Below are 19,887 nucleotides of genomic sequence, written 5' to 3'. Positions count from 1 at the left end.
CCAGACCTAATTATCAAGAAGCAAGTTGATGATATGGCGTGGTACTGGAATCCAGTCATGATGGGAATCGCCACCCGGGCAGAAATGGACGTTGCTGATCAAGAAGAAATTGACATCTTGAATGAAGTTGCTAAGCGAAAGTTTGACCTAATGCAACCAAGTTATGACAACTCGGGAGGTGATTGGTAGTGGCTAACGAAACCACGATTTCAGCCAAGATTAACGTCAGTGGTGTCGACGATCTTGTCCGAGCGTCTGAGGCATTCGATAAGCTCAAATCAGCGGCCAGCGGCCTAGGTAAGGCCAGCTTCGGTGGCAAAATGGCGTCAGAACTGACCAAGGCCAGTGAAAGCGCCAATAAACTGATTGAAAGTGCTGACCGAATCAAGTCTGCATTTGAGGGCGTTAAGATTGGTAGCTCATTAGTTGAAGGCCTAAACAAGGCCAATTCTGCCGCCGAGAAGTTAGTCGGTAATGCTGAAAAAATCAAGGCTGCCATGGGCGAGTTGACTGGTGCCAACAAACTAGCCGAAAGCATGGATAAGGCTGTTTCGGCCGTCAACAAATTGACTAGCGAATTAAACTCAGCTAAAAGCTCGTCCGAAGGGCTGTCTAACAGCTCGAGAGAGGTAGCAAGTAGCGAAGAAAAGGCGGCCGCCGCCGCTCAAAAGCTGTCAGAAGCTGAGAGTAAGGCTAATTCTGCTCAAAGCCGCCGATCAAGCGCTTATCGTGAACAGGCAGCGCAGGCTACTCGTGCCGGTGAAGCTTGGACGAAGCAAGAAGCGGCCGCCGCTAAGACAGCAACACATACCAGCAAAATCGGGTCAGCTCTAAAAGACTCGTTCGCCATGTTTTCCGTTGGACAGCTCGGCATGAGTGCCGTTATGTCGGCTCAAGAAGCTGTAAAGTCAGCTTTTAAAGGCGGCTATGAAACCGTCAAAGAGCGACAACAAGGCGAAGCCATGTGGGCAACGTCTATCGAAGATGCTCACCCAAACGTTACAGGTGGCAAACTGACACGGCAATCCGCTAAAGCCAACAATATGATCATTGGTACGGCACTCAAAGCCGGTAATGATTTTAGTGAAGCCAATGCCATGGCAAAGCAGGTGTACTCATCTGATGCCGGATCATACTCAGGCAATCTCAAAAAAACGAATTCGTTGGTCAAAGGGATGTTTAATATCCAAGACGCCAACGCCCTCACCAATCACGAAATGCAAAACCTGCGAACAGCTGTTGGTAATATTGGTGATATGGGCAAAATGAACGGGAATATCGCCAAAAGTCTTAATTTAGCTGATGGCAAGATGACCCGTGCCATTCGTAAAGAGTATAAAAAACGTACTGGTCATGAACTCGAAAAGAACAAAATGGGTGGCTATGACTGGTCGAAAGTTGATGCTGCAACTGCTTATGCAGGACTAGACAAATACGGCAATTCAGGTGGTATTGGTAAAGCGTCAGAACGCTATAACCGCACCCTTGGCGGTATGGTTCGGGCTGGTAAATCGGCCCTCAGCCTCGGAATGAGTCAATTCGAAAAGAAGTTTGCCGAAAATGTGAGCAAGTCATTTGGTGGCAAAGGCGGACTATTTGACAAGATGTCAAGCTTTTTCACCAGCAAAGATAAGGTTTTTGGTGCAGCTGATAAGGCTGCTAATCGTCTTAGCGATTTAGCTGTTGGCATTGGTAAAGTTGGAAAGTCAGGTGTAGACGCCGGAAAAATTCTGGTTAGCGCGGTAGCCCCAGCATTTCAAAAAATTGGCAAAGGTATTGCGCCAATATTTAAGGACTTGCTAGATGGCGCCGGCCCGGGATTGGAAGGCTTGGCTAAATCTATTGCACCCGCGCTTAAATCCTTTAGTGGCGGTTTTGCCACAGGGTTTGTACACGAAGTTAAAGGAATTGCTAGTGGTGTTAAATCCGCGTACGGCATGATCAAAGGCGTGGCCTCTAAAATCTCATCGATCATGCCGAAAGGCTCACTTGATGGGATTGGGCAGGTAGTTGGTAAGATTGCCGCTGTTGGTCTGGCACTGCGGGGATTGTCCAAAATCCCAGCAATGGGACGAGTTGTAGAAGGACTGGTATCACCAATCACTCGATTAATCGGCAGATTGCCAGTCGTTGGCGGATTTTTAAGTAACGTTATCAGCAAACTTACCGGCGTTAAGCCTAAGCAAGATACGGCCGGCAGTAAGATGATGTCCGCCGCCAACACTATGCAATCTGCTGCTAACAAAATGGCGGGGGCTAGCAAAGACCCAACAAGTGCATTTGGCAGTAAAGCGGCTGAGGAAGCTGCACTTACTCGTGCACAGTTGCCATCAATGCTGGATAAAAATGTATTAGGCTCAGGCCTCGAAATTACAGCGGCTGGTGCGCTTAAAAACGCCAGTATGCTAACGAAAATGTTTGACAAAGGCGCGATTATGTCCGAAAAGTCCGGCCTTATGGGCAAAGTCGGAAATGTAATTATGAAAGGCGCCTCAGGATTACAAGGAATTGCCACCAAAATTGGTGGCTCTTTTATTGGAAAAATTGGCGCTAGTTTTGGTAAAGCCGGCAAATTATTTGGTAAAACAGGTGGGCCACTACAAGCAGTTTTGGGTGCGGCAGACGTCGCCAGTGCTTTTATGACAACTCAAAAAGGCTCACTGGCACGCCATCAAAAAGTCGGCGGCGCAGCCGGCTCAACGATTGGCGGTATTGCCGGCGGTATGCTTGGCTCATTGCTTGGGCCTCTAGGAACAGTCGGCGGTAGTGTTGCCGGTGGTGTAGCTGGCAACTGGCTTGGTAGCAAAATCGGTGGTCTATTTGGCGGCAGTAAGCCAAAAAAGACGCGATCAGTTAGTTCATACCAGCAAGAAGCACAAGCTACCGTACAACAAGCCGCCATGGCAAAACAGATTGTGCAAAATAAAGGCGCCAAGAATACCGCTCAAGCTAATACTCAAATCCGGGCATTAGGTCAGGCTAGCTCAATCAAAAGTAAGAGCGCTCAACGTTCCGCTGCCCAGGCCGAACAAGATTTGAATAACGGCAACTATGCTAGCTATCAAAAGAATGCAGCTAAGGCCGCTAAAGATACCGCTAAGTATTATGCGAAGTCTGCGGCTAGTGCTCAGAAACGTGTGACTGCTGATCAAAAGGCAGTAAGTAATGCTAAAAAGTTGGCAAAAGCAACCAACAATTATGACGCGTTGACCAAGGCACAACGTAAATTGAGTGCTGATAAGAAAAAATCAACCTCGGCAAGCAAAAAGGCTAATAAGGCGGATAAGGACAGCGTTTCATTAGGGAATAAGTCCGTTTCTAAAGCTAAAAAATCTGCCAAAGAATCATCCAAGGCGCATAAATCTGAGGCGAAGTCTGCTAAAGAAGCGTCTGAAAAGATTAAAAAGGCTGGTAAAGAGGCTTACAAAGGGCATTCCAAAGCCGCTAAAAAGGCTGCCAAAGACTCAGTTAAAGCTCAAAAAGATGCGGCTAAAGAAACACTCAAATCCATGAAGAACCAGAGCAGCGATTTAAAGAAGGCTTTGAAGTCTCAAACCAAAGGACAAAAGTCAGCGCTTAAGTCTATGGCTAAAGATCAGAAGTCGGCATTTAAAAACATGAACAAGTCTGCTCAGTCAGCCTTTAAAAAGTTTGGTAAAGGCGTTAAGTCAGGGATGAAGAGTGCCGCTAAGGCTGCTAAATCCGGTACTAAGAGCATAGCTAAATCGCTTAAGTCAGGGTTGAAGAATGTCGGAAAAACCGGCAAGTCATCTTTTAAGGCTTTGTCTAAATCAGTTAAGTCCGGCATGAAGACAGCTCAAAAAGCTGCCAAATCCGGTGTTAAAGGTATTGCGAAGTCAGTTAAATCTGGCCTCAAAAATGTTGGCAAAACCGGTAAGACGGCCTTTAAGAGCTTAACCAAGGATGTTAAATCCGGCATGAAGTCGGCTAAATCAGCGGCTAAGTCTGGATCAAAAGGAATTGCCACGGCGGTCAAATCGGGTCTCAAGAATGTTGGCAAGGCTGGTAAGACAGCTTTTAAATCGTTATCGAAGGACGTTAAGTCTGGGATGACTAAAGCCAAATCAGCGGCTAAGTCAGGTGCCAAAGGCATCTCAACGGCAGTTAAATCCGGTCTTAAAAATGTCGGCACATCTGCAAAATCTAGTATGTCCAAACTAGCCAGTAGCGTTAAATCGGCCATGAGCAAAGCTAAAAGTGCGGCCTCATCTGGTGCGCGTGGCATTGCAACAGCAGTCAAGTCGGGCCTGTCCAAGGTCAGCAGCTCAGCTAAATCGGCTATGTCCAAGCTAGCCAGCTCAGTACGATCGAGCATGAACCAAGCAAAGTCCGCCGCCTCATCTGGCGCACGGGCTATTTCTAGTGCGGTCAAATCTGGATTAAGCAACGTAGCCAGCAGTGCACGGTCGCAGTTTGATAAGTTGTCTAGTGCTGCTAAGTCTGGCATGAATCAAACAAAATCCGCCGTTACAAGCGGCATGAATGCAGTGTCTGCGGCGATTAAATCGGGGTTGGCTAAGGCCACCTCAACAATGCAGTCAGCATTTAACAAAATGGCCAGCACGGCACAAGCAGCAGTTAGTCGGATTGCTGCGTCAATGAGCAAGATTGGGGCCGCTGCCTCAAGTGCAGTCGGCAAGGTCAACGCATTACAAAGTGCTATCGCTGCCTTGAAATCCAAGACAATCACCTTAACGGTAAATGTCAAGGGTAAAGGCGCCGGCAAGATTGCAACTGGATCACCTGGCGCACCTGCTGCATTTGACCATTTGGCTGGCGGGACACCTACTTGGGCCAATAACGGTGGGGTCAAAGCCGGCATGTACGTTGTTAACGATCAGCAGGGTGCCAATTATCGTGAAGCGTTTAAATTGCCAAACGGTTTAGTTGGTGTTTTCCCTGCACAGCGTAATCTTCACGTGTCGCTGCCAGAAGGTACGCAAGTACTGAATGCCACTGACACGAAAAAGAAGTATCCGCGGCTTAAACGTGGTACACCATCCGCCCAAAGCAACATGGCAAGCAGTGGAACTACCGAGCGGCCAAAGAAGCAGCACAAATCCGGTGGCAGTATGAAGCCGGTATTTAATATCACAATCAACATTTCTGGTGGTAGCGAAGGCAACGGGGACCCAACTAAGTTGGCGAACAAGATTGCTAATGCTATCGGTGAGAAATGGCAACAAATTTTTCCAACATTGGAGGCATAGAGATGGGTGTATTAAGTGACGGCAAAACGAAGTTAGAGCTGTTTGTCGAGTCCGAGCATGAAATGATTGACAACATCATTGCTCAGCACCCCGTACAACGTGGTCAGCCCATGATTGACCACACACAGCGGGAGAGCAAAACGTGGGATTTTGAAGGCAAAATCATGGCTGGCAATCAGCATCTGGTTGATAACAAATTTACACAACTATTAACGTGGCAGGAACAAGGCGTGATTTTAAGCTACAACGGTGCGATTCACCACCCAAACTTGATTATTTCTCACCTTGAGAAAACGTATGATGAGGGCGGCTATTCAAACGCTGTTAAGTTTAGTATCTCATTGACCAATATTCGGATTGCTAATACCAGTTTCGTCAAAGCGAAACATGTTGGTGCTAAGGCGCCAACCAAGCCAAAAAGCCCTGGCAAGTACGTCACGGTTGTGGCCGGCAACACCTACTGGGGTTGGTGGCAAAAGTATGGCACGCCTATCCAGACACTGCGAAATTGGAATAAATGGCCTGACCGGCGTATTCCGATTGGTGTGAAAGCGAGGGTTGCTTAATGGCTATCCGCTCGAAATTTGAATTAGATTATGACGCGCCGTTTGTGTTTGAAACCACATTTGGCAATGACGACGTTTATATCGGCATTAATTACAACGAGATCGGCGATTTTTACACGATTGACCTGTATGATGCAGAGTTTCAGCCAATTATTATGGGCGAAAAACTGGTATACGGCAAACGTGTCTGGCGCCGATCGGTTGACCCGCGAGTCCCAGCTGTTGACCTTATCCCGATGGATGAATCTGGTAAGGAGAGCACTGTGGCCAAGGCTAATTTTGGTATCACGGTATTTTTGTACATTGATACTTTGGTTGATGAGACGGTTTAGGAGGTGAGAAAATGGCGAGCAAACCGCAGTACAAGTTTTACATCAAGGTCGTTGTTGATACCGATAGCGGTCAATTGATTTATGAGTACAATAAGACGTCTAACTGGCTGGAAATCCATTTTACAGTGCCATTTTCAAACGAAGCCGAGAAGAATATCAGTGAAATCACGGTTTATAACATGAATCCGACCGATTTTAACCGCATCAAAAAGGGAAACAAGGTTTCTCTATATGCTGGCTATGCCGGAGATGTTGGCCTGCTGATGTCAGGCACGATCTACCGCACAACAATCCCGTACTTAGAGGACGCCGACACGGCCTATGTGTTGCGGGTCTTGGAAGGCCAGGATTACACCAAAATGAAAAAGGTTAACTTGACATTTGGTAAGGGTGCTTATGCCAGTGACATCATTAAATCAGTTGCTAGTAAGGCTGGTATCAATCTGACCTATATCTCACTCAAAGACAATAAACGTTATGATGACGGCTATACGGCTGATGATCACCCGTTTGATGTACTAAGCGAGATTGCGGATGATTGTAAGACCAGCCTATTTTATTTGAGAGGTCAATTAACGTTACGGTACGTCTATGACGGTAATGGTGCTGACTCGTTCGAGCTTGGCTATAACACCGGCCTACTGGAAAGCCCAACACGTGAGGACCGTGACGACGATTGGACCGACTATGACGACGACGACGGATTAGGGGCCTTTGCCTGGTCGGCCAACAGCATTTTAAATTATCATCTAACCACTTTTGCCTATGTGCACCTCAAAACCCAGTACGTCAATCAAGGCGTGATGGTAATCAGCGGCGAGCACAGTTTTGATGGCGAGCAACCGACGACCAGCATTGAGGCGGTGCAAAAATCATGAGCAAACGCGATCAAGATGTTCGATTCATTAAAATGCTTATGCGCAATTTTGGCATTGTTACCAATGTGGCACAACTTTGCCGCGTGACGAGATTTGAAAATAAGGATCACTCAAAAGTTGATGTACAGCCACTGGCCAGAACCCAGTCTGGGAATAAGAGAGGATTATTAATAAATGTCCATGTCGGCCGATTATTGCGAGATGAGTTAAAAATCGGTGACGTTGTGGTGGTTACGTTTATAGACCGATCAACGGAAAACTGGGATGGCAGTAACCGAGACTACTATTTAGCTAGTGATCGGACACATAGCGTCAATGATGCTTTTGTAATCGAGGTGTATTAATTTGATTGATTTAAAACTGGATAGTAGCGGAGATTTAGCAATTGAGGACGCTGACATTGCAGTCGTTTCGGACGTTGAGGAAGTCAAACAGAACATTGCGCTGACCCTGCGGACCCGTAAAGGCGAGTTTTTTGCTGATGCTGAAATGGGGCTTGATTGGGACTATCTGATTGGCGACTCTTACAAGGAACTCTATGCCGCAGGGGCCATTACAGACGCTTTGCTCGAAGACCCACGAGTTACAGCAGTGGGAGAAGTCAACTTAGAGCTTGACCATCTATCACGTCATCTAAACGCGACAATCTCTTTTACAATCGACAAAACAATTCAAACCGGAATGGAGGTGGCAATCGGTGCTTGATGAAAATGGATTTACACGACCAACTTATGACGAGTTGATTCAGACTTTAATACAAAAATGGCAAGAACTATTTGGTGAGAATGCTAACGTAGCACCTAATTCGGTGGGCGGCATTTTCATTCGCGTTCTTGCTTTTTTTCTCAACCAAATTTATCAACTGGCCGAGCTCGTGTATCAGTCCCAGTTTGCTGATTCTGCTACGGGAACCACACTCGATCAACTAGCCGCTAACCTCGGTTTGGTACGGCAAGCACCACAAGCAGCAATCGGCGAGGTGCAGATTTATGGCGTTGCTGGGTATGTGGTACCAGCTGGCACACTATTTCAGACTGATGATGGCCTGATTTATGTGACTAGTGAGGACATTACTCTAGCTGACCAAGGCAAAACGTCAATTGATACTGGTGATTTAGGTCAAGGCGTCTTACAGTATAATGACAAAAATATCGGGCTGGGTACCAGTACAGTCTTGTACGCCAATGGCACGGGAAGCAATTACAACAAGCCGGGTGTAATCGGCGATTATATCGCCCAGCAGTTGATGCCAGTCGAAGAAGTTTTGCTAGTTGAAGTTGGTAAAATTACTGGTGGTGCTGACCTAGAAGATGATGACGCCTTACGCGATCGGTTAGAGCAGGCCAGTCAGGAAGCGCCGTCTAGCCCCTACAACGGGGTTATGTCGGCGGTCCGTGATGTGGTTGGCGTTAGCTCAGCTAAGATCGTTGTCAATGACACCATGGACACAGATGCTTCGGGTAATCCAGCCAAGACACTCCATATTTACGTAGATGGCGGCAACCAAGATGACATTGGTGCCGCTATTTTCGACTCAATTGCTGCGGGTATTCAAACTTATGGCTCAATCGAGGTCTATGTCAAAGACATAGGCGGTAGCACGCATAGCGTTTACTACGATCAGCCGACAGCGATTCAGATTTTTGCCAGCGTGGCAGCTACCACAAATGAAGCATTTCCGTTGGACGGCAACGCACAGATTCAGCAAGCCGTGGTCGATTATGTGCGGTCTGTCGGCATGGGCGGCACAATCCATTACTCGTATTTATACAAGTACCTGTATGACAATATCACCGGCTTAGACGTCGCTGACGTTAAAATCGGCACGGATAAAGATAATTTGACGGCGGCTGATATTCCGCTGACTGATATCCAACGGGCAACGATCACGACAGATACGGTGGTGGTCGCATGAGTCTATTTGATGACATGGTCAAAAAGTTTCCTGGGTCAATTGCGGCCCAGTATGGTACCAATATTCGTAAACTGATTCGATTCTTTACTGATTCGTTGCAAGACGTGAGCGACCTCTACCATACGGTTGACGCTTTTCGGAGTGTAGACAACGCGAATGGTAAGGCTCTGGACGCTCTCGGACTTAAATACGGCGAGCAACGTGGTCAGGCTGATGACGCTTTTTATCGCGTGATGATCAAGTCAAAGATTATCATTCGGGCTGGTGATGCCACGGTAGATGGTGTTTTGCGAGCTGTTCAAAGTTCGCTAGGTGTTGACGTTAACGGCATTAAAGTTGAGTCATTACGCCACCCGCTCGGTAGTAAATTGGACATGTCAAAAGAGCCATTAGCAATTAGGATTACCAATATTCCGCTGGAAATTGCCAGTACGGAATGGGAACAAAATTACTTGATCAGGCGGATTGAAAGTGTGGTAGCTGCCGGTGTCAGAATTGATTATTTTCAATTTATCGACGTTGCAGGCATTGTCGTCAAGACAGTTGTAGCCAGTAACTCGGCTATCATCTACCACAATGAAGTTCCGTTTGAGTAGAAAGGAGTGATTGGGTGTCTAATAAATTTCAGGGCGCTGTGACAACGGTTGGTACTGATTTGATTAATCAGGCCATTGTTAACAACACCAAAATGCAATTTTTGCGCGTGATCGGGTCCAGCACGGTTTATACCGCCGACCAGTTGGCTACGCTTGATGATGCAACAATCACTGGTGCTAGCCATAATCAGGACGGTCACGTCAGTAATGTGACGCGTAAAGATAAAACGACGATTGCCACCGAGTTGGTGCTAGACGGTAGCAACGTCAAGGCTGATTATCAGCTCAATACCATTTTGATTTTGGCGACAGTTGATGGCAAAGACCACCTTTTTGCAGCATTAAAGGCCAATCAGGCCCAGTATATGAATGCCTATGATGGCAACGAGGCTGTTAACTTACAGGTCAATTGTAGTTTTAAAATTGCGAATACCGATCATGTGGACATTACAGTCGATAGTGCCGGAACCTTAACGGTTGATGACTATAATCGGTTGCATGACTACACAGACAAGGTCGGTAAAGATACAGGTGCAGCAGCCAATTCGTACACGGATTCTAAAGTGGCGGCGGCGAGTTCCGCTGCCATTGCGGCTAATATTGGTGAGGCAGCGGCTCGTAGCGCCGCAGATAGTGTTGCGAGTGCTTCTTTAGCTGCTGAGGTTAAGGCGAGAGCGGCGGCAGACACGACGAATAGCACTGCGGCAAGCTCAGCAGCTGCTTCGTTAGCAACGCAAATCACTAACAACAAATCGACATTTAACACGTATTTATCTGCTGCCAATAGCTCAGCAGCTTCAATGGCAGCCGCAATCACTGCTAATTCAACAGCGGCTAATTCGGCTGTTGCGGCAGAAGCGGCTGCTAGGACTAAAGCTGATACAACTGAGGTCACTGCACGATCGGCAGCAGACGCGTCGCTAGCCTCAAGCGTAGCTGCTAATACCTCGGCGATTGCGGCTACTAGTACGGCGGCTAAGTCCTATGCGGCCAGTGCAGCAACTAGTGCCGCTGGTGTTGGTACCACGGCGGCAAACTCGGCAGCCGCTAGTGCTAAGGCGGCAGTTACTGCTGAGTCCACGGCGCGCAATAATGCAGTTGTGGCTGAGACTAACGCTAGAAGTTCAGCTGATGCGGGCTTACAGTCACAGATTACTGCTAATAAGACAGCAGCGAGCAACGCCCAGATAGCCGCCAATAATGCGCAGAGCACAGCTAACGGAAAGGTGACCGCTGGGGCAAGTGCTATTGCGGCTAATACTGATTTAAATGCAGTGCAGACGGTTGGCTTTTATTCGTCATCTGCTGCGGTAACCCCAACGTTAAAGAACTGCCCTCTTGCAACGGGAACATTAGGCTTAACGGTTTTGAAATTAGCAGATATATTCCAGTTTCTAGTAGAGTACAGCTCTGGGTCTCGAAGAACGCAGTTTCGCGAATTGATTTCAGGTACTTGGACTGCTTGGCAAAGTTTTGCTCAGTTGGAAGCTAATCAAACGTTTACAGGCAAGCAGATATTTGCTCAAGCTCCACAAACCACATTGGCAAAAAACACGACACCACGTGCTATTACGCAATTTGACGTTGGCAATGGGCAAAAGAGTCCAATTGTTGCTGTAGCTGGTTCTGACGCAAACGGCGATGCAATTGTATACGGAGCCGGCGGCGGATTAACAATTGTCGGCGCAGGAGAGGCTGCCCTCACATATCTTAATGATGTTGTAGGTAAAACAATGCCTTCAAATTTGACCGCAGTTACTAGTGTTCAAGATGAAACTCTTATCATGGCGTCTGATTCTGCTACCAGAATTATTACCAATTTTCAAAATAATGATACAGCGGCAAAAGAGTTTCGACTGGACACCAACGGTGCTTTCTGGGCACCTGGCGGCGTCTATTCTAACAATCAAGCAGTTGCCACCCAGCAGTGGGTTAACACCAACATGTCAAACGCCTTGGCGCTAAAGGCCGACATGTATGACTCGGGTGAGGTTACAGCCGGAATTACGCTTTTAAATGGTGGAAAATGGTCTGGCACAGATGTCGCGCAAGTTGGACGATATCGAATCGTTAAGGTTGGCAAGAACTATCTGATTACATGTACTGGATCTATTATGGGCTTCACGGTCACACATAAGGCAATGTTCTCGCTGCCTGCTAATGTGCCTTGGCCAACTAGCTCATTCTTGAATTCATTTGTGCAAGAAATCGGCGATGGTGGATATCATACGGCCAACTGGACAACTTATTCAGGAGCAGCACCAACATTCGGCGTTGATTCGTTGTCCGAAAGCCCAACGGCAACTATGCCATTTCATTTTCATTTCATGTGGTGGGCGCCGAATGGTTGGACACCTTAAAGGAGGGATTAAATGCTTTATTATTTTGATGCTGACACGCACTTGTTTTTTGGCGCGGCGGAAAACGACAAGTGGGCCAAGCCAACTGATCGTAAACTAGCGTATACGGACGTGCCACTGCCAAACGATTATGACCTAGATGCGCGATTTGAAGACGGTGCCTGGCGCCAAGCCTCGGGGTCTGAGCACTATGACTGGCTCGGCACACAGAAACCGATCGTTGACCCGACACCGAGCCCAATGCAGCAGATGATTATGGCGCAAGCCGCTGATAACGTCTCGCTCAAGCAAATGGTAATGGCGCAGGCTCAACAGGTTGCCTTATTGACGAAAGGGAGTGCTAGCTAATGACGGTTTACGATCAATGCAAGCTATTTAAGAGTTGGGGCCAAAATGACCCAGATTACTACCGAGTTTTTGTTGGTGTGGGGCTGACAGAGGCCCAGTACAAAGAAATTACTGGGCAAGAATATCAAGAAACAGCCACGGCGTCTGCTGATGAGTAGACGCTATTTTAGTTCAATTAAGGAGGCGGCTGTATCTTGCATGTTTATCAGCATGATGTAGGAGAGGAGGGAGCGTTGAGGGTGAATTTATCGGAGTTGTTGGGGACGCTTAGTAAGATGAAAATTGACCATTCGTGGGTGGTTGGTGCGGTGGGGAGCGTCACATTGATGATTCCGACATGGGTTCAGCACGAAGAATGGGAAGTGCATCATAATGAGTTTATCGTGGTGCTGGTGTTGATCATCTTTTTTGATTGGTTGGCCGGTTCGCAGTTGGCCCATAAGGCTAATAAGCGACAGAGCACACATCAAAACAACAGCCTGATTCGTGATGTGATCATCATTGGCATGTGCGTAGCCGCCAGCCTTTTAGATGATGCTATGCATACAGGCTCTTTTCTATTTTTCGTTATTACTCTGGCTTTTATGCACCATAACCTATATTCGTTGCTGGCTAACTTGGCTTTGCTCGGCTGGGATAAATACTTTCCAGTTGGCCTGCTAAAATGGCTAAACGACGAATTAGAGGCCAAGGCTCGCAAGTATTTTGGACACGATTATAATGATAAGGAGTGATCTTATGAATTGGAAAACTAAAATTAGTAACAAAGTGTTTTGGGTAGCGTTGATTCCGGCCGCATTGCTTTTGGTACAGACAATTGCCGCTGCGTTTGGCTACACCATTGATGTAGCTGGGCTATCTCAAAAACTGATTGCAGTAGTTAATGCGGCCTTTGTGCTCTTGGCGGTTTTGGGCATTGTTGTTAACCCTAACACCCCTGGTGTGACTGATAAGGAGGGCAAATGATGAGTTTAAAAGTAATTGATATTTCCGACTATCAAACTAATCAGACCGCCGCTATGGATAGTGCCGACGGTGTTATCGTAAAGGCTACTCAGGGCACTAGCTTTGTTGCCAAGACTTGTGACGCTAAGTATCAGATTGCCAAAAAAGCTGGTAAATTGCGAGGCGTTTATCACTATGCTGCGGGCGGCAATCCTGTGTCAGAAGCAAATTACTTCTATAACAACATTAAGGGCTATGTTCGTGATGCTATTCTGATTTTGGATTGGGAAAAGGGGCAAAATGCTGCTTGGGGCAATACTCAATGGTGTTTCCAATTTGCCAAGCGCATTCACGATTTAACCGGCGTCTGGATTATGCTGTATACCGGCAGTGATGGCGTTAAGCAAAATGCCGCATTGGTGCCATACTCGCCATTATGGTTTGCTGGCTATCCCGACTTACGGGCCAGCTGGTCAGTGCCTAAATTTATCTACAATATCGGGCCGTTTAAGGTGGTTACTGCTTGGCAATTTACCGACAGTGAAGGCCAGCTAGATCGGTCAATTTTCTATCTGACACCAGATCAGTGGCATGCGATTGCCAACCCGAGTAAGGCTGCTGCTAAGCCAGCGTCGAAACCAGCTGCTAAACCAACTATTTCCAAAAAGGAAACTGTTGCAAAAACTGCAAGTGTTGCTAAAAGCTGGAAAGACAGCGTTGGTGACACCTGGTACGCCGAAAAAGGTCATTTCAAGCTGACTCAAAACATCAACTTGCGCTGGGGTGCTAAGTCTAGCTCAACACTCATTGCGTTACTCAACAAGGGTGCCGTAATCGAGTATGATGCGTACTCTATCCATGACGGCTATGTTTGGCTACGTCAGCCTCGCGGCGACAAATTTGGCTATCTTGTCAGTGGTGAATACAGTGGTGGCAAGCGTACTAGCACTTGGGGCACATTCTCGAAATAGTGGTTATTACAGATCATGTAAAGACCGCTATTTTTGTGAGGTCTGTTTAAACTGGTCGATTTCGACCAGTTTAGAAAGGTGGTGGTGCCATTGATTGTTGAGTAGCTCAACACCGAAATCTCTAGCTCAACACTTTTGTTTAATCAACAAATTTATATAGAAGGAAGTGAAAAGTCTCCCCTTTTTTCTTTCTTTCATTTTTCCTGCTCACTCCGTTTGGAGTGGGCTTTTTTATTTCAAAAGACTAATTAATGAAAAAACGTACTATTAACGTTTGAAACACTTTATAGTTCGTGTAATGTGATTTTTAGAAGGCTCGTAGGTGCAACAGCTCACAACAGTACATTACACATATTTTTTTCATGGCTTCTTGTTGCTTCTTATCGTTTCTTGAATGCAGCTGATTACAGATAAATAGAGATTAGATATTGACACTTGCTCAGCAATCCATGTTATAATTTGTTCGGATATTGGAGTAAACAGACTGTTGAGGGAGGGTGCTAAAATGGAGAATAATTTAAGCGTTTTTGATGTTGCCAATTGGTTTTTAAGGCAAGAATCAATGAGTGATAAAAAATTACAAAAACTTTGTTACTATGCTTATGCATGGGGAATGGCGTTATTAAACAGGCCGCTAATTAGTGACAGCAAGTTTGAAGCGTGGGCTCATGGACCGGTCTCCCCAGAGCTGTATAAAGAGTGTAAAGAATACGGCTGGACTGACATTCCACAAGACAAATTCACAAACGCAAAATCAATTGAAGATAAGAGTATAGTTGATCTATTGGAGTCAGTATGGGCTACTTATGGGGATCGGAACGCTGATGAGCTTGAGGCATTGACTCATAGAGAGACTCCATGGAGAACAGCTAGAACAGGCGTTATGCCAGGTGAACGTAGCAATAAGCAATTAGATGATAAAATTATGCATGATTTTTACTTAGGAATTTATAACGGTGACTAAAAGAAAAGATAAGCAACTTACCGGCAAAACTAAAACGAATAGTTCCAAAAGTTCTAAACTGCTAACTGATCTGGACAACAGAACGGTACAGTTCAAATTAGCAATATCTGAAAAGCTAGATAATGGCTATATGTTTAAAGACCTAAAGCCTGATGAGTGTAGAACCTTTTTTAAGTTTATAAATGAAACTGTAAATAAGGGACTAACGATAACTGATGTTGCCAAACTTTTCGTTAGAACAACCGGTCCGCATGGGGCTAAAAATTTAGAAGTCTTTAATGAAACAGAAAGAAAAATGTTTCATTTAGGTAAGGATAGAACAAAGTTTAGAATTCACGGATACTATAATGAAGACAATTACTTTGTGATTTGTCGAATTGATCCAAAACATAAGTTCTTCAATTAGATTAGTTGAAGCAATTGAAAACCCCGCCACTTAATTGTGACGGGGTTTTGCTATGTTAGCTGAATGGCGGTTTGTCCATGTCAACGTCATTAAATCCAATACCCTCGGCATCATCATCTAGCGTTTGTTTGTTGATCTCGTTGAGCGCCAATGCCGCAGCATGCGCTTGATTGGCGTCTTCAAACGTCTGTACGTGGTCAAAATAACCGCCGACACTATCATAGCTCATGGTGCGTACTTTGTTGTCCCTAACCTCAACAACGTCGATTGAGCCAGACTTGGCTTCGAAAACGATAAATTTCTCCATAGTGTTTTTCCTCCTATTAAATGTGCTTTAGATTCCTCTTGTTTCAAATTATGCAAATTATTCATTTTTCTCTTTCAAAAGAGCCTAGCCCAGATGCTAATGGCGAAAAAATGGCGGACTTTATTTTTATATTATTGATATATAGGCGTTTCTAACTAGATTCTGTTTTAAGGTAAATTTAAGGTTTGTATTGCACATGAATGAGCAAACCGATATAATAAATGACGTATTCAAAAAGGGCGTGGCAACCACACAATTTAAGGGGGAAGAATCGATGAAGAAAGGACAACTTTTTACAACATTTGCGGCGGCATTGTTAGTTGTTTCGAGTGGTTTAGGGATGGTGAGCAGTGTTAGCGCAGCCAGCAAAAAAGCTGATGTGACCACCAGTGCTTCAAAAGCAAAGTACACACCAGCTAAGGAATTAAAACAGAAATATGATGTGATCATTGTTGGTGCTGGTGGGGCCGGTATGTCTGCGGCACTGGCAGCCAAGCAAAAGGGCTTAAACCCAGTGATTTTGGAGAAAATGCCAACGGCTGGCGGGAACACGTTAAAAGCGTCTTCTGGTATGAATGCCTCGGAAACAAAAGTTGAAAAGAAGAATGGCGTTAAAGATACCAACAAGCAGTTTTATGAGGAAACCTTAAAAGGCGGCCATTATAAAAATGATAAAGCGTTACTTCATTATATGGTAAACAACTCTGCCTCAGCCATTGATTGGTTGGATAGCATGGGCATGAAATTGGACAAGTTAACCATTTCTGGTGGGATGAGTGTGAAGCGAACGCATCGACCACATGATGGGTCTGCCGTGGGCACTTATTTAGCCAGCGGCTTGTTACGGAATGTGAAGCAACAAAAGATCCCATTATTTGTGAATGCTGATGTGACTAAAATTAATGAAAAAGACAACAAAGTTTCTGGTGTCAAAGTTGTGATGAACCAAGAAAAAACCAAGACGGTCAAGGCTAAAGCCGTAATCGTGACCACTGGTGGTTACGGGGCTAGTAAAAAGATGATCAAAAAATATCGTCCCGATTTAGCCAATTATGTCTCAACCAACCAAAAAGGCAGTACAGGTGATGGGTTGAAGATGATCACGAAGTTAGGCGGGGCAACCACTAACTTAGATCAAATTCAAATTCACCCAACGGTTTACCAAAAACCACCTTATTTGATCGGTGAGGCAACGCGTGGTGAAGGCGGTATTTTGGTTAACAAAGCAGGCGACCGTTTTACCAATGATATGGGGACCCGGGATAAAGTCTCAGCTGCCATTAATAAGCAAGACGGTAAAATGGCCTACGTTGTCTTTGATGCCGGTGTTCTAAAACGTTCTGCAGTCATCAACCAATACATTAAAAAAGGCTTCACGAAGCAGGGCAACACGGTTGCTGAGTTAGCCAAGCAAATTAATGTACCAGCTACTGAATTGGAAAAGACAATGACCACGTGGAACAAATCAGTTACGGATCATAAAGATAAATTTGGTCGGACAACTGGGATGGATCATCAGTTGAACCAAGGGCCTTACTATGCGATTCCAATTGCACCTGGGATTCATTACACCATGGGTGGGGTTAAGACCAATACCAAGACACAGGTTTTGAAGAAGTCTGGTAAAACCATTCCTGGTTTATATGCTGCAGGTGAAGTCGTGGGTGGTTTACACGGCTATAACCGAATCGGCGGGAACTCTGTTTGTGCGATCATTGTCTTTGGTCGTCAAGCGGGGAATCAAGCCGCTGCTTATTTGAAATAAAGCCTTGAAACAGCCTCGATGTTGGAGGCTGTTTTTTGCGCTATAATAAAAGTAATGTCAAAAAGAGGTGACCTAAATGCCAGATTTAAGGGTGCAACGGACGCAGCGTTTGATTCAAAATGCTTTCATAGAGCTTGTATTGGAAGTTGGGTTTCAACATGTGACCATCAGTTTATTAGCAGAACGTGCCATGATCAACCGCCAAACATTTTACAAACATTATGTGGATAAATACGATCTAGCAACGCAAATGAGTGATGCCATTTTACAGTGGTACGATCAGTTAGGCCAAGAACGAATTGCCTTAGCAAAAGCGTCATTGACCCTAGATGAGATCATCAACCGATTACGACCACATTTAGCCCAATTACTGGCACGTTATCGGCGACCGATGCTGGCGTTACGCACGATTCATTTGCCGCAATTAGATTTGGAGCAGGCGTTGAAACAGCGCATTACGCAGGTGGTTAAAACCTTACTCGGAACTGCACCTAGTTTGTTGGAGCAAACAGTTATGGAATCCGTGATATTAGGCTTGTTGGACTATTTATTGGCTTACCAACAGCTGCCAAGCAGTCAAGAAATTCAAGTCAGTCTCAGTCGATTAAGCAAACTTTTTGAAGCATCAGCAGGTGAAAAATGACTTATTTAGAACGTATGCAGCAACAAGTTCCTTATGTGGCCAATGCCCAGCAAGCGCCGCAACAATTACAGCAACAGGCCAAGCACTTATGCTGGCAGTTGAATCAGTTGGATCCAACATGCCAAACCGCACGTCAAGCACTGATGACCACATTATTTGGAACCGTGCAAGCAAACACGTTTGTGATGGCGAATTTTAATTGTGATTACGGCTTTAACATTCACTTTCAAGGGTTTGCCTATGTGAATGACAATTGTACAATTTTGGATACTTCGCCAGTGATCATTGGCGCAGGTGCATTTTTGGCACCTGGTGTCGTATTGGCTTGTGCCGGTCATGCCTTAGTCGCCGAACAACGCGCTCAAGGGGTTAGCACCAGTGCACCAATCACACTCGCAGAAAATGTTTGGCTGGGGGCCAACACGGTGGTTGCCGGTGGGGTGACCATTGGTGCTGGTAGTGTGATCGGCGCCAATAGTTTTGTGAATCGCGATATTCCAGCAGGGGTTGTCGCAGTTGGCAGTCCTTGCCAGGTATTACGCCCTGTAACAGCAGCTGATCGATTGCAAGTGGAACAATTTGATATAAAATAAAAAAAGCTGTTCATTGTTAAACTAGCGTTTAGCAATGAACAGCTTTTTTAGCACTTATAACTGTCGCAGGTGGGGTTCGAACCCACGACCTACGGTTTAGAAGACCGTTGCCCTATCCAACTGAGCTACTGCGACATAACGCTCATTATTATAAAGAAGTCTGGGAGGCCTGTCAATTACTGTTCGATTTAGAAGCAAATAGATTTCTTAATGGAATCGGGCATGCTACAATGAATTTACGTTAAAACATGAAGCGCTCTCAGCAGATCAAAGCTAGAAACGCCTTGTTTTATAGGTTGTGTAGAATCCTTTACACAGGTTGTTAATGCGAAGTTTGCGTAAGGTATTGAGGAGGTCGTATTATGTCCGAGAAAACTTTTACAAAAGCACAATTAGCTGAATTTGATGGTGCAGCAGGTAAACCAGCTTATGTGGCCATTGATGGGACGGTTTATGACGTGTCAAACGTGAAGCCATGGGCTGGTGGTAAACATCATGGTCAAACCGCAGGTCAAGACCTATCAGATGTGATCATTCACGCACCACACGGCAAAACCGTTCTTGAAAAATTAGACGTGGTTGGTAAATATGTCGGTTAAATCAAACCAAGACCTCAGTCACTGACTGAGGTCTTTTCATGTGAGGCAATAAAATGCAATGTATTGATTTAAAAGTGATGCTGGGTAATATTAACCGCCAGTATACGGTTTGGTATGAACAAGGCGCCAATCAGCATGGCAAGAAAACGGGAATCGTCGATCAAACACACCCCCAGCCCATTCGTCAGTTACATCAGACAGGCGCACAACAATTGTATTTGGAGATCAATCCTAATGCAAAACCGATTACAGTTTGGGAGCTGGTATTGCTATTGGCGCAAGCAGAGGGACAACGTTTTTGTTACATCGAGCTAGGGGCAGCCAGTCATCCTTTATTTGGTTACCGGATCGATCGGCAACATCAGCGGTTATTGCTGGCCTAAATTTATGGTAGAAATTTAGCATTTAGACTTGCGACTTGTTCGAAAATTTGCTATCATATGAACGTTGTATTTGTGGCTTCCACAG

The 19,887-nt window shown here is 45.6% G+C and carries 23 protein-coding genes, 1 tRNA gene and 1 other annotated feature (1 of these 25 only partly in view); of the genes, 22 read left to right on the top strand and 2 right to left on the bottom strand.

Translation table 11 applies throughout. From position 1 onward, the window contains the following. Positions 1-33 precede the first annotated feature (33 nt). The 17 genes from FC07_RS16050 (at position 34) to FC07_RS00710 (ending at position 15,512) form a co-directional block, all read left to right on the top strand. Positions 34-189 carry a hypothetical protein gene (locus FC07_RS16050; RefSeq protein WP_170206660.1) on the top strand — a complete coding sequence of 52 codons (156 nt, stop codon included), beginning with the start codon at positions 34-36 and terminating at the stop codon, positions 187-189. Continuing rightward, entirely contained in the window at positions 189-5,231 is a 5,043-nt protein-coding gene (locus FC07_RS00780) for a hypothetical protein (RefSeq protein WP_057903230.1), read from the top strand. The genes FC07_RS16050 and FC07_RS00780 overlap by 1 nt, the downstream gene beginning before the upstream one ends. Positions 5,232-5,233: 2 nt before the next feature. After that, complete coding sequence (locus FC07_RS00775; RefSeq protein WP_057903229.1) at positions 5,234-5,797, top strand: LysM peptidoglycan-binding domain-containing protein; 564 nt, start codon at positions 5,234-5,236, stop codon at positions 5,795-5,797. Further along, positions 5,797-6,129: a phage baseplate plug family protein gene (locus tag FC07_RS00770; protein ID WP_057903228.1), complete on the top strand. Its 333-nt coding sequence runs from the start codon at positions 5,797-5,799 to the stop codon at positions 6,127-6,129. Before FC07_RS00775 ends, FC07_RS00770 begins: the two co-directional genes overlap by 1 nt. A gap of 11 nt (positions 6,130-6,140) precedes the next feature. Further along, positions 6,141-7,007, top strand: coding sequence for a phage protein (locus tag FC07_RS00765; RefSeq protein WP_057903227.1), 867 nt, complete (start codon positions 6,141-6,143; stop codon positions 7,005-7,007). Next, on the top strand, positions 7,004-7,351 hold the full coding sequence (locus tag FC07_RS00760) for a hypothetical protein (RefSeq protein WP_057903226.1): 348 nt from the start codon (positions 7,004-7,006) through the stop codon (positions 7,349-7,351). The genes FC07_RS00765 and FC07_RS00760 overlap by 4 nt, the downstream gene beginning before the upstream one ends. Before the next feature lies 1 nt (position 7,352). Continuing rightward, entirely contained in the window at positions 7,353-7,712 is a 360-nt protein-coding gene (locus tag FC07_RS00755; RefSeq protein ID WP_057903225.1) for a DUF2634 domain-containing protein, read from the top strand. Then, positions 7,705-8,922, top strand: a complete 1,218-nt coding sequence (locus tag FC07_RS00750) for a baseplate J/gp47 family protein (RefSeq protein ID WP_057903224.1) — start codon at positions 7,705-7,707, stop codon at positions 8,920-8,922. The genes FC07_RS00755 and FC07_RS00750 overlap by 8 nt, the downstream gene beginning before the upstream one ends. Beyond that, complete coding sequence (locus FC07_RS00745) at positions 8,919-9,518, top strand: hypothetical protein (protein ID WP_057903223.1); 600 nt, start codon at positions 8,919-8,921, stop codon at positions 9,516-9,518. Before FC07_RS00750 ends, FC07_RS00745 begins: the two co-directional genes overlap by 4 nt. Before the next feature lie 14 nt (positions 9,519-9,532). Then, complete coding sequence (locus FC07_RS00740; RefSeq protein ID WP_057903222.1) at positions 9,533-11,878, top strand: pyocin knob domain-containing protein; 2,346 nt, start codon at positions 9,533-9,535, stop codon at positions 11,876-11,878. 12 nt (positions 11,879-11,890) lie between these two features. Further along, positions 11,891-12,226, top strand: coding sequence for a hypothetical protein (locus FC07_RS00735; protein ID WP_057903221.1), 336 nt, complete (start codon positions 11,891-11,893; stop codon positions 12,224-12,226). Beyond that, positions 12,226-12,384: an XkdX family protein gene (locus tag FC07_RS15750; protein WP_155797735.1), complete on the top strand. Its 159-nt coding sequence runs from the start codon at positions 12,226-12,228 to the stop codon at positions 12,382-12,384. Before FC07_RS00735 ends, FC07_RS15750 begins: the two co-directional genes overlap by 1 nt. 36 nt (positions 12,385-12,420) lie before the next feature. After that, positions 12,421-12,960, top strand: coding sequence for a phage holin family protein (locus tag FC07_RS00730; protein ID WP_057903220.1), 540 nt, complete (start codon positions 12,421-12,423; stop codon positions 12,958-12,960). A 4-nt stretch (positions 12,961-12,964) separates the two neighbouring features. Then, complete coding sequence (locus tag FC07_RS00725; protein WP_057903219.1) at positions 12,965-13,192, top strand: phage holin; 228 nt, start codon at positions 12,965-12,967, stop codon at positions 13,190-13,192. Then, positions 13,192-14,142 (top strand): GH25 family lysozyme, encoded by a 951-nt coding sequence (locus tag FC07_RS00720; RefSeq protein ID WP_057903218.1) that lies wholly within the window; start codon positions 13,192-13,194, stop codon positions 14,140-14,142. The genes FC07_RS00725 and FC07_RS00720 overlap by 1 nt, the downstream gene beginning before the upstream one ends. Positions 14,143-14,647: 505 nt before the next feature. Then, positions 14,648-15,106: a Panacea domain-containing protein gene (locus FC07_RS00715; protein ID WP_057903217.1), complete on the top strand. Its 459-nt coding sequence runs from the start codon at positions 14,648-14,650 to the stop codon at positions 15,104-15,106. Next, a complete protein-coding gene (locus FC07_RS00710) occupies positions 15,099-15,512 on the top strand; it encodes an MAG6450 family protein (RefSeq protein ID WP_057903216.1) in 414 nt (137 codons plus the stop codon). The genes FC07_RS00715 and FC07_RS00710 overlap by 8 nt, the downstream gene beginning before the upstream one ends. A 55-nt stretch (positions 15,513-15,567) precedes the next feature. On the opposite strand, the gene FC07_RS00705 is transcribed toward FC07_RS00710, so the two are convergent. Next, a complete protein-coding gene (locus FC07_RS00705; RefSeq protein WP_057903215.1) occupies positions 15,568-15,819 on the bottom strand; it encodes a hypothetical protein in 252 nt (83 codons plus the stop codon). A gap of 274 nt (positions 15,820-16,093) precedes the next feature. On the opposite strand from FC07_RS00705, the gene FC07_RS00700 reads away from it, so the two are divergent. The 3 genes from FC07_RS00700 (at position 16,094) to FC07_RS00690 (ending at position 18,820) form a co-directional block, all read left to right on the top strand. Continuing rightward, positions 16,094-17,584 carry a flavocytochrome c gene (locus FC07_RS00700; protein ID WP_057903214.1) on the top strand — a complete coding sequence of 497 codons (1,491 nt, stop codon included), beginning with the start codon at positions 16,094-16,096 and terminating at the stop codon, positions 17,582-17,584. A gap of 76 nt (positions 17,585-17,660) precedes the next feature. Continuing rightward, positions 17,661-18,227 carry a TetR/AcrR family transcriptional regulator gene (locus tag FC07_RS00695; RefSeq protein ID WP_057903213.1) on the top strand — a complete coding sequence of 189 codons (567 nt, stop codon included), beginning with the start codon at positions 17,661-17,663 and terminating at the stop codon, positions 18,225-18,227. Then, entirely contained in the window at positions 18,224-18,820 is a 597-nt protein-coding gene (locus FC07_RS00690; RefSeq protein WP_057903212.1) for a sugar O-acetyltransferase, read from the top strand. Before FC07_RS00695 ends, FC07_RS00690 begins: the two co-directional genes overlap by 4 nt. 61 nt (positions 18,821-18,881) lie before the next feature. On the opposite strand, the gene FC07_RS00685 is transcribed toward FC07_RS00690, so the two are convergent. Then, a tRNA-Arg gene (locus FC07_RS00685) sits at positions 18,882-18,955 on the bottom strand. Between the two features lie 227 nt (positions 18,956-19,182). Here FC07_RS00685 and FC07_RS00680 point away from each other — a divergent pair. Then, positions 19,183-19,419 carry a cytochrome b5 domain-containing protein gene (locus FC07_RS00680; protein ID WP_057903211.1) on the top strand — a complete coding sequence of 79 codons (237 nt, stop codon included), beginning with the start codon at positions 19,183-19,185 and terminating at the stop codon, positions 19,417-19,419. Positions 19,420-19,472: 53 nt separating this feature from the next. Then, positions 19,473-19,802 carry a hypothetical protein gene (locus FC07_RS00675; protein ID WP_057903210.1) on the top strand — a complete coding sequence of 110 codons (330 nt, stop codon included), beginning with the start codon at positions 19,473-19,475 and terminating at the stop codon, positions 19,800-19,802. Positions 19,803-19,881: 79 nt separating this feature from the next. Beyond that, positions 19,882-19,887: a sequence feature (ribosomal protein L21 leader region), on the top strand (it continues 68 nt past the right edge of the window).

The organism is Loigolactobacillus bifermentans DSM 20003 (assembly GCF_001434575.1).
Classification (GTDB): domain Bacteria; phylum Bacillota; class Bacilli; order Lactobacillales; family Lactobacillaceae; genus Loigolactobacillus; species Loigolactobacillus bifermentans.
Note: the sequence above shows the minus strand (reverse complement) of the source record. Positions and strands in the feature narration are given on the sequence as shown.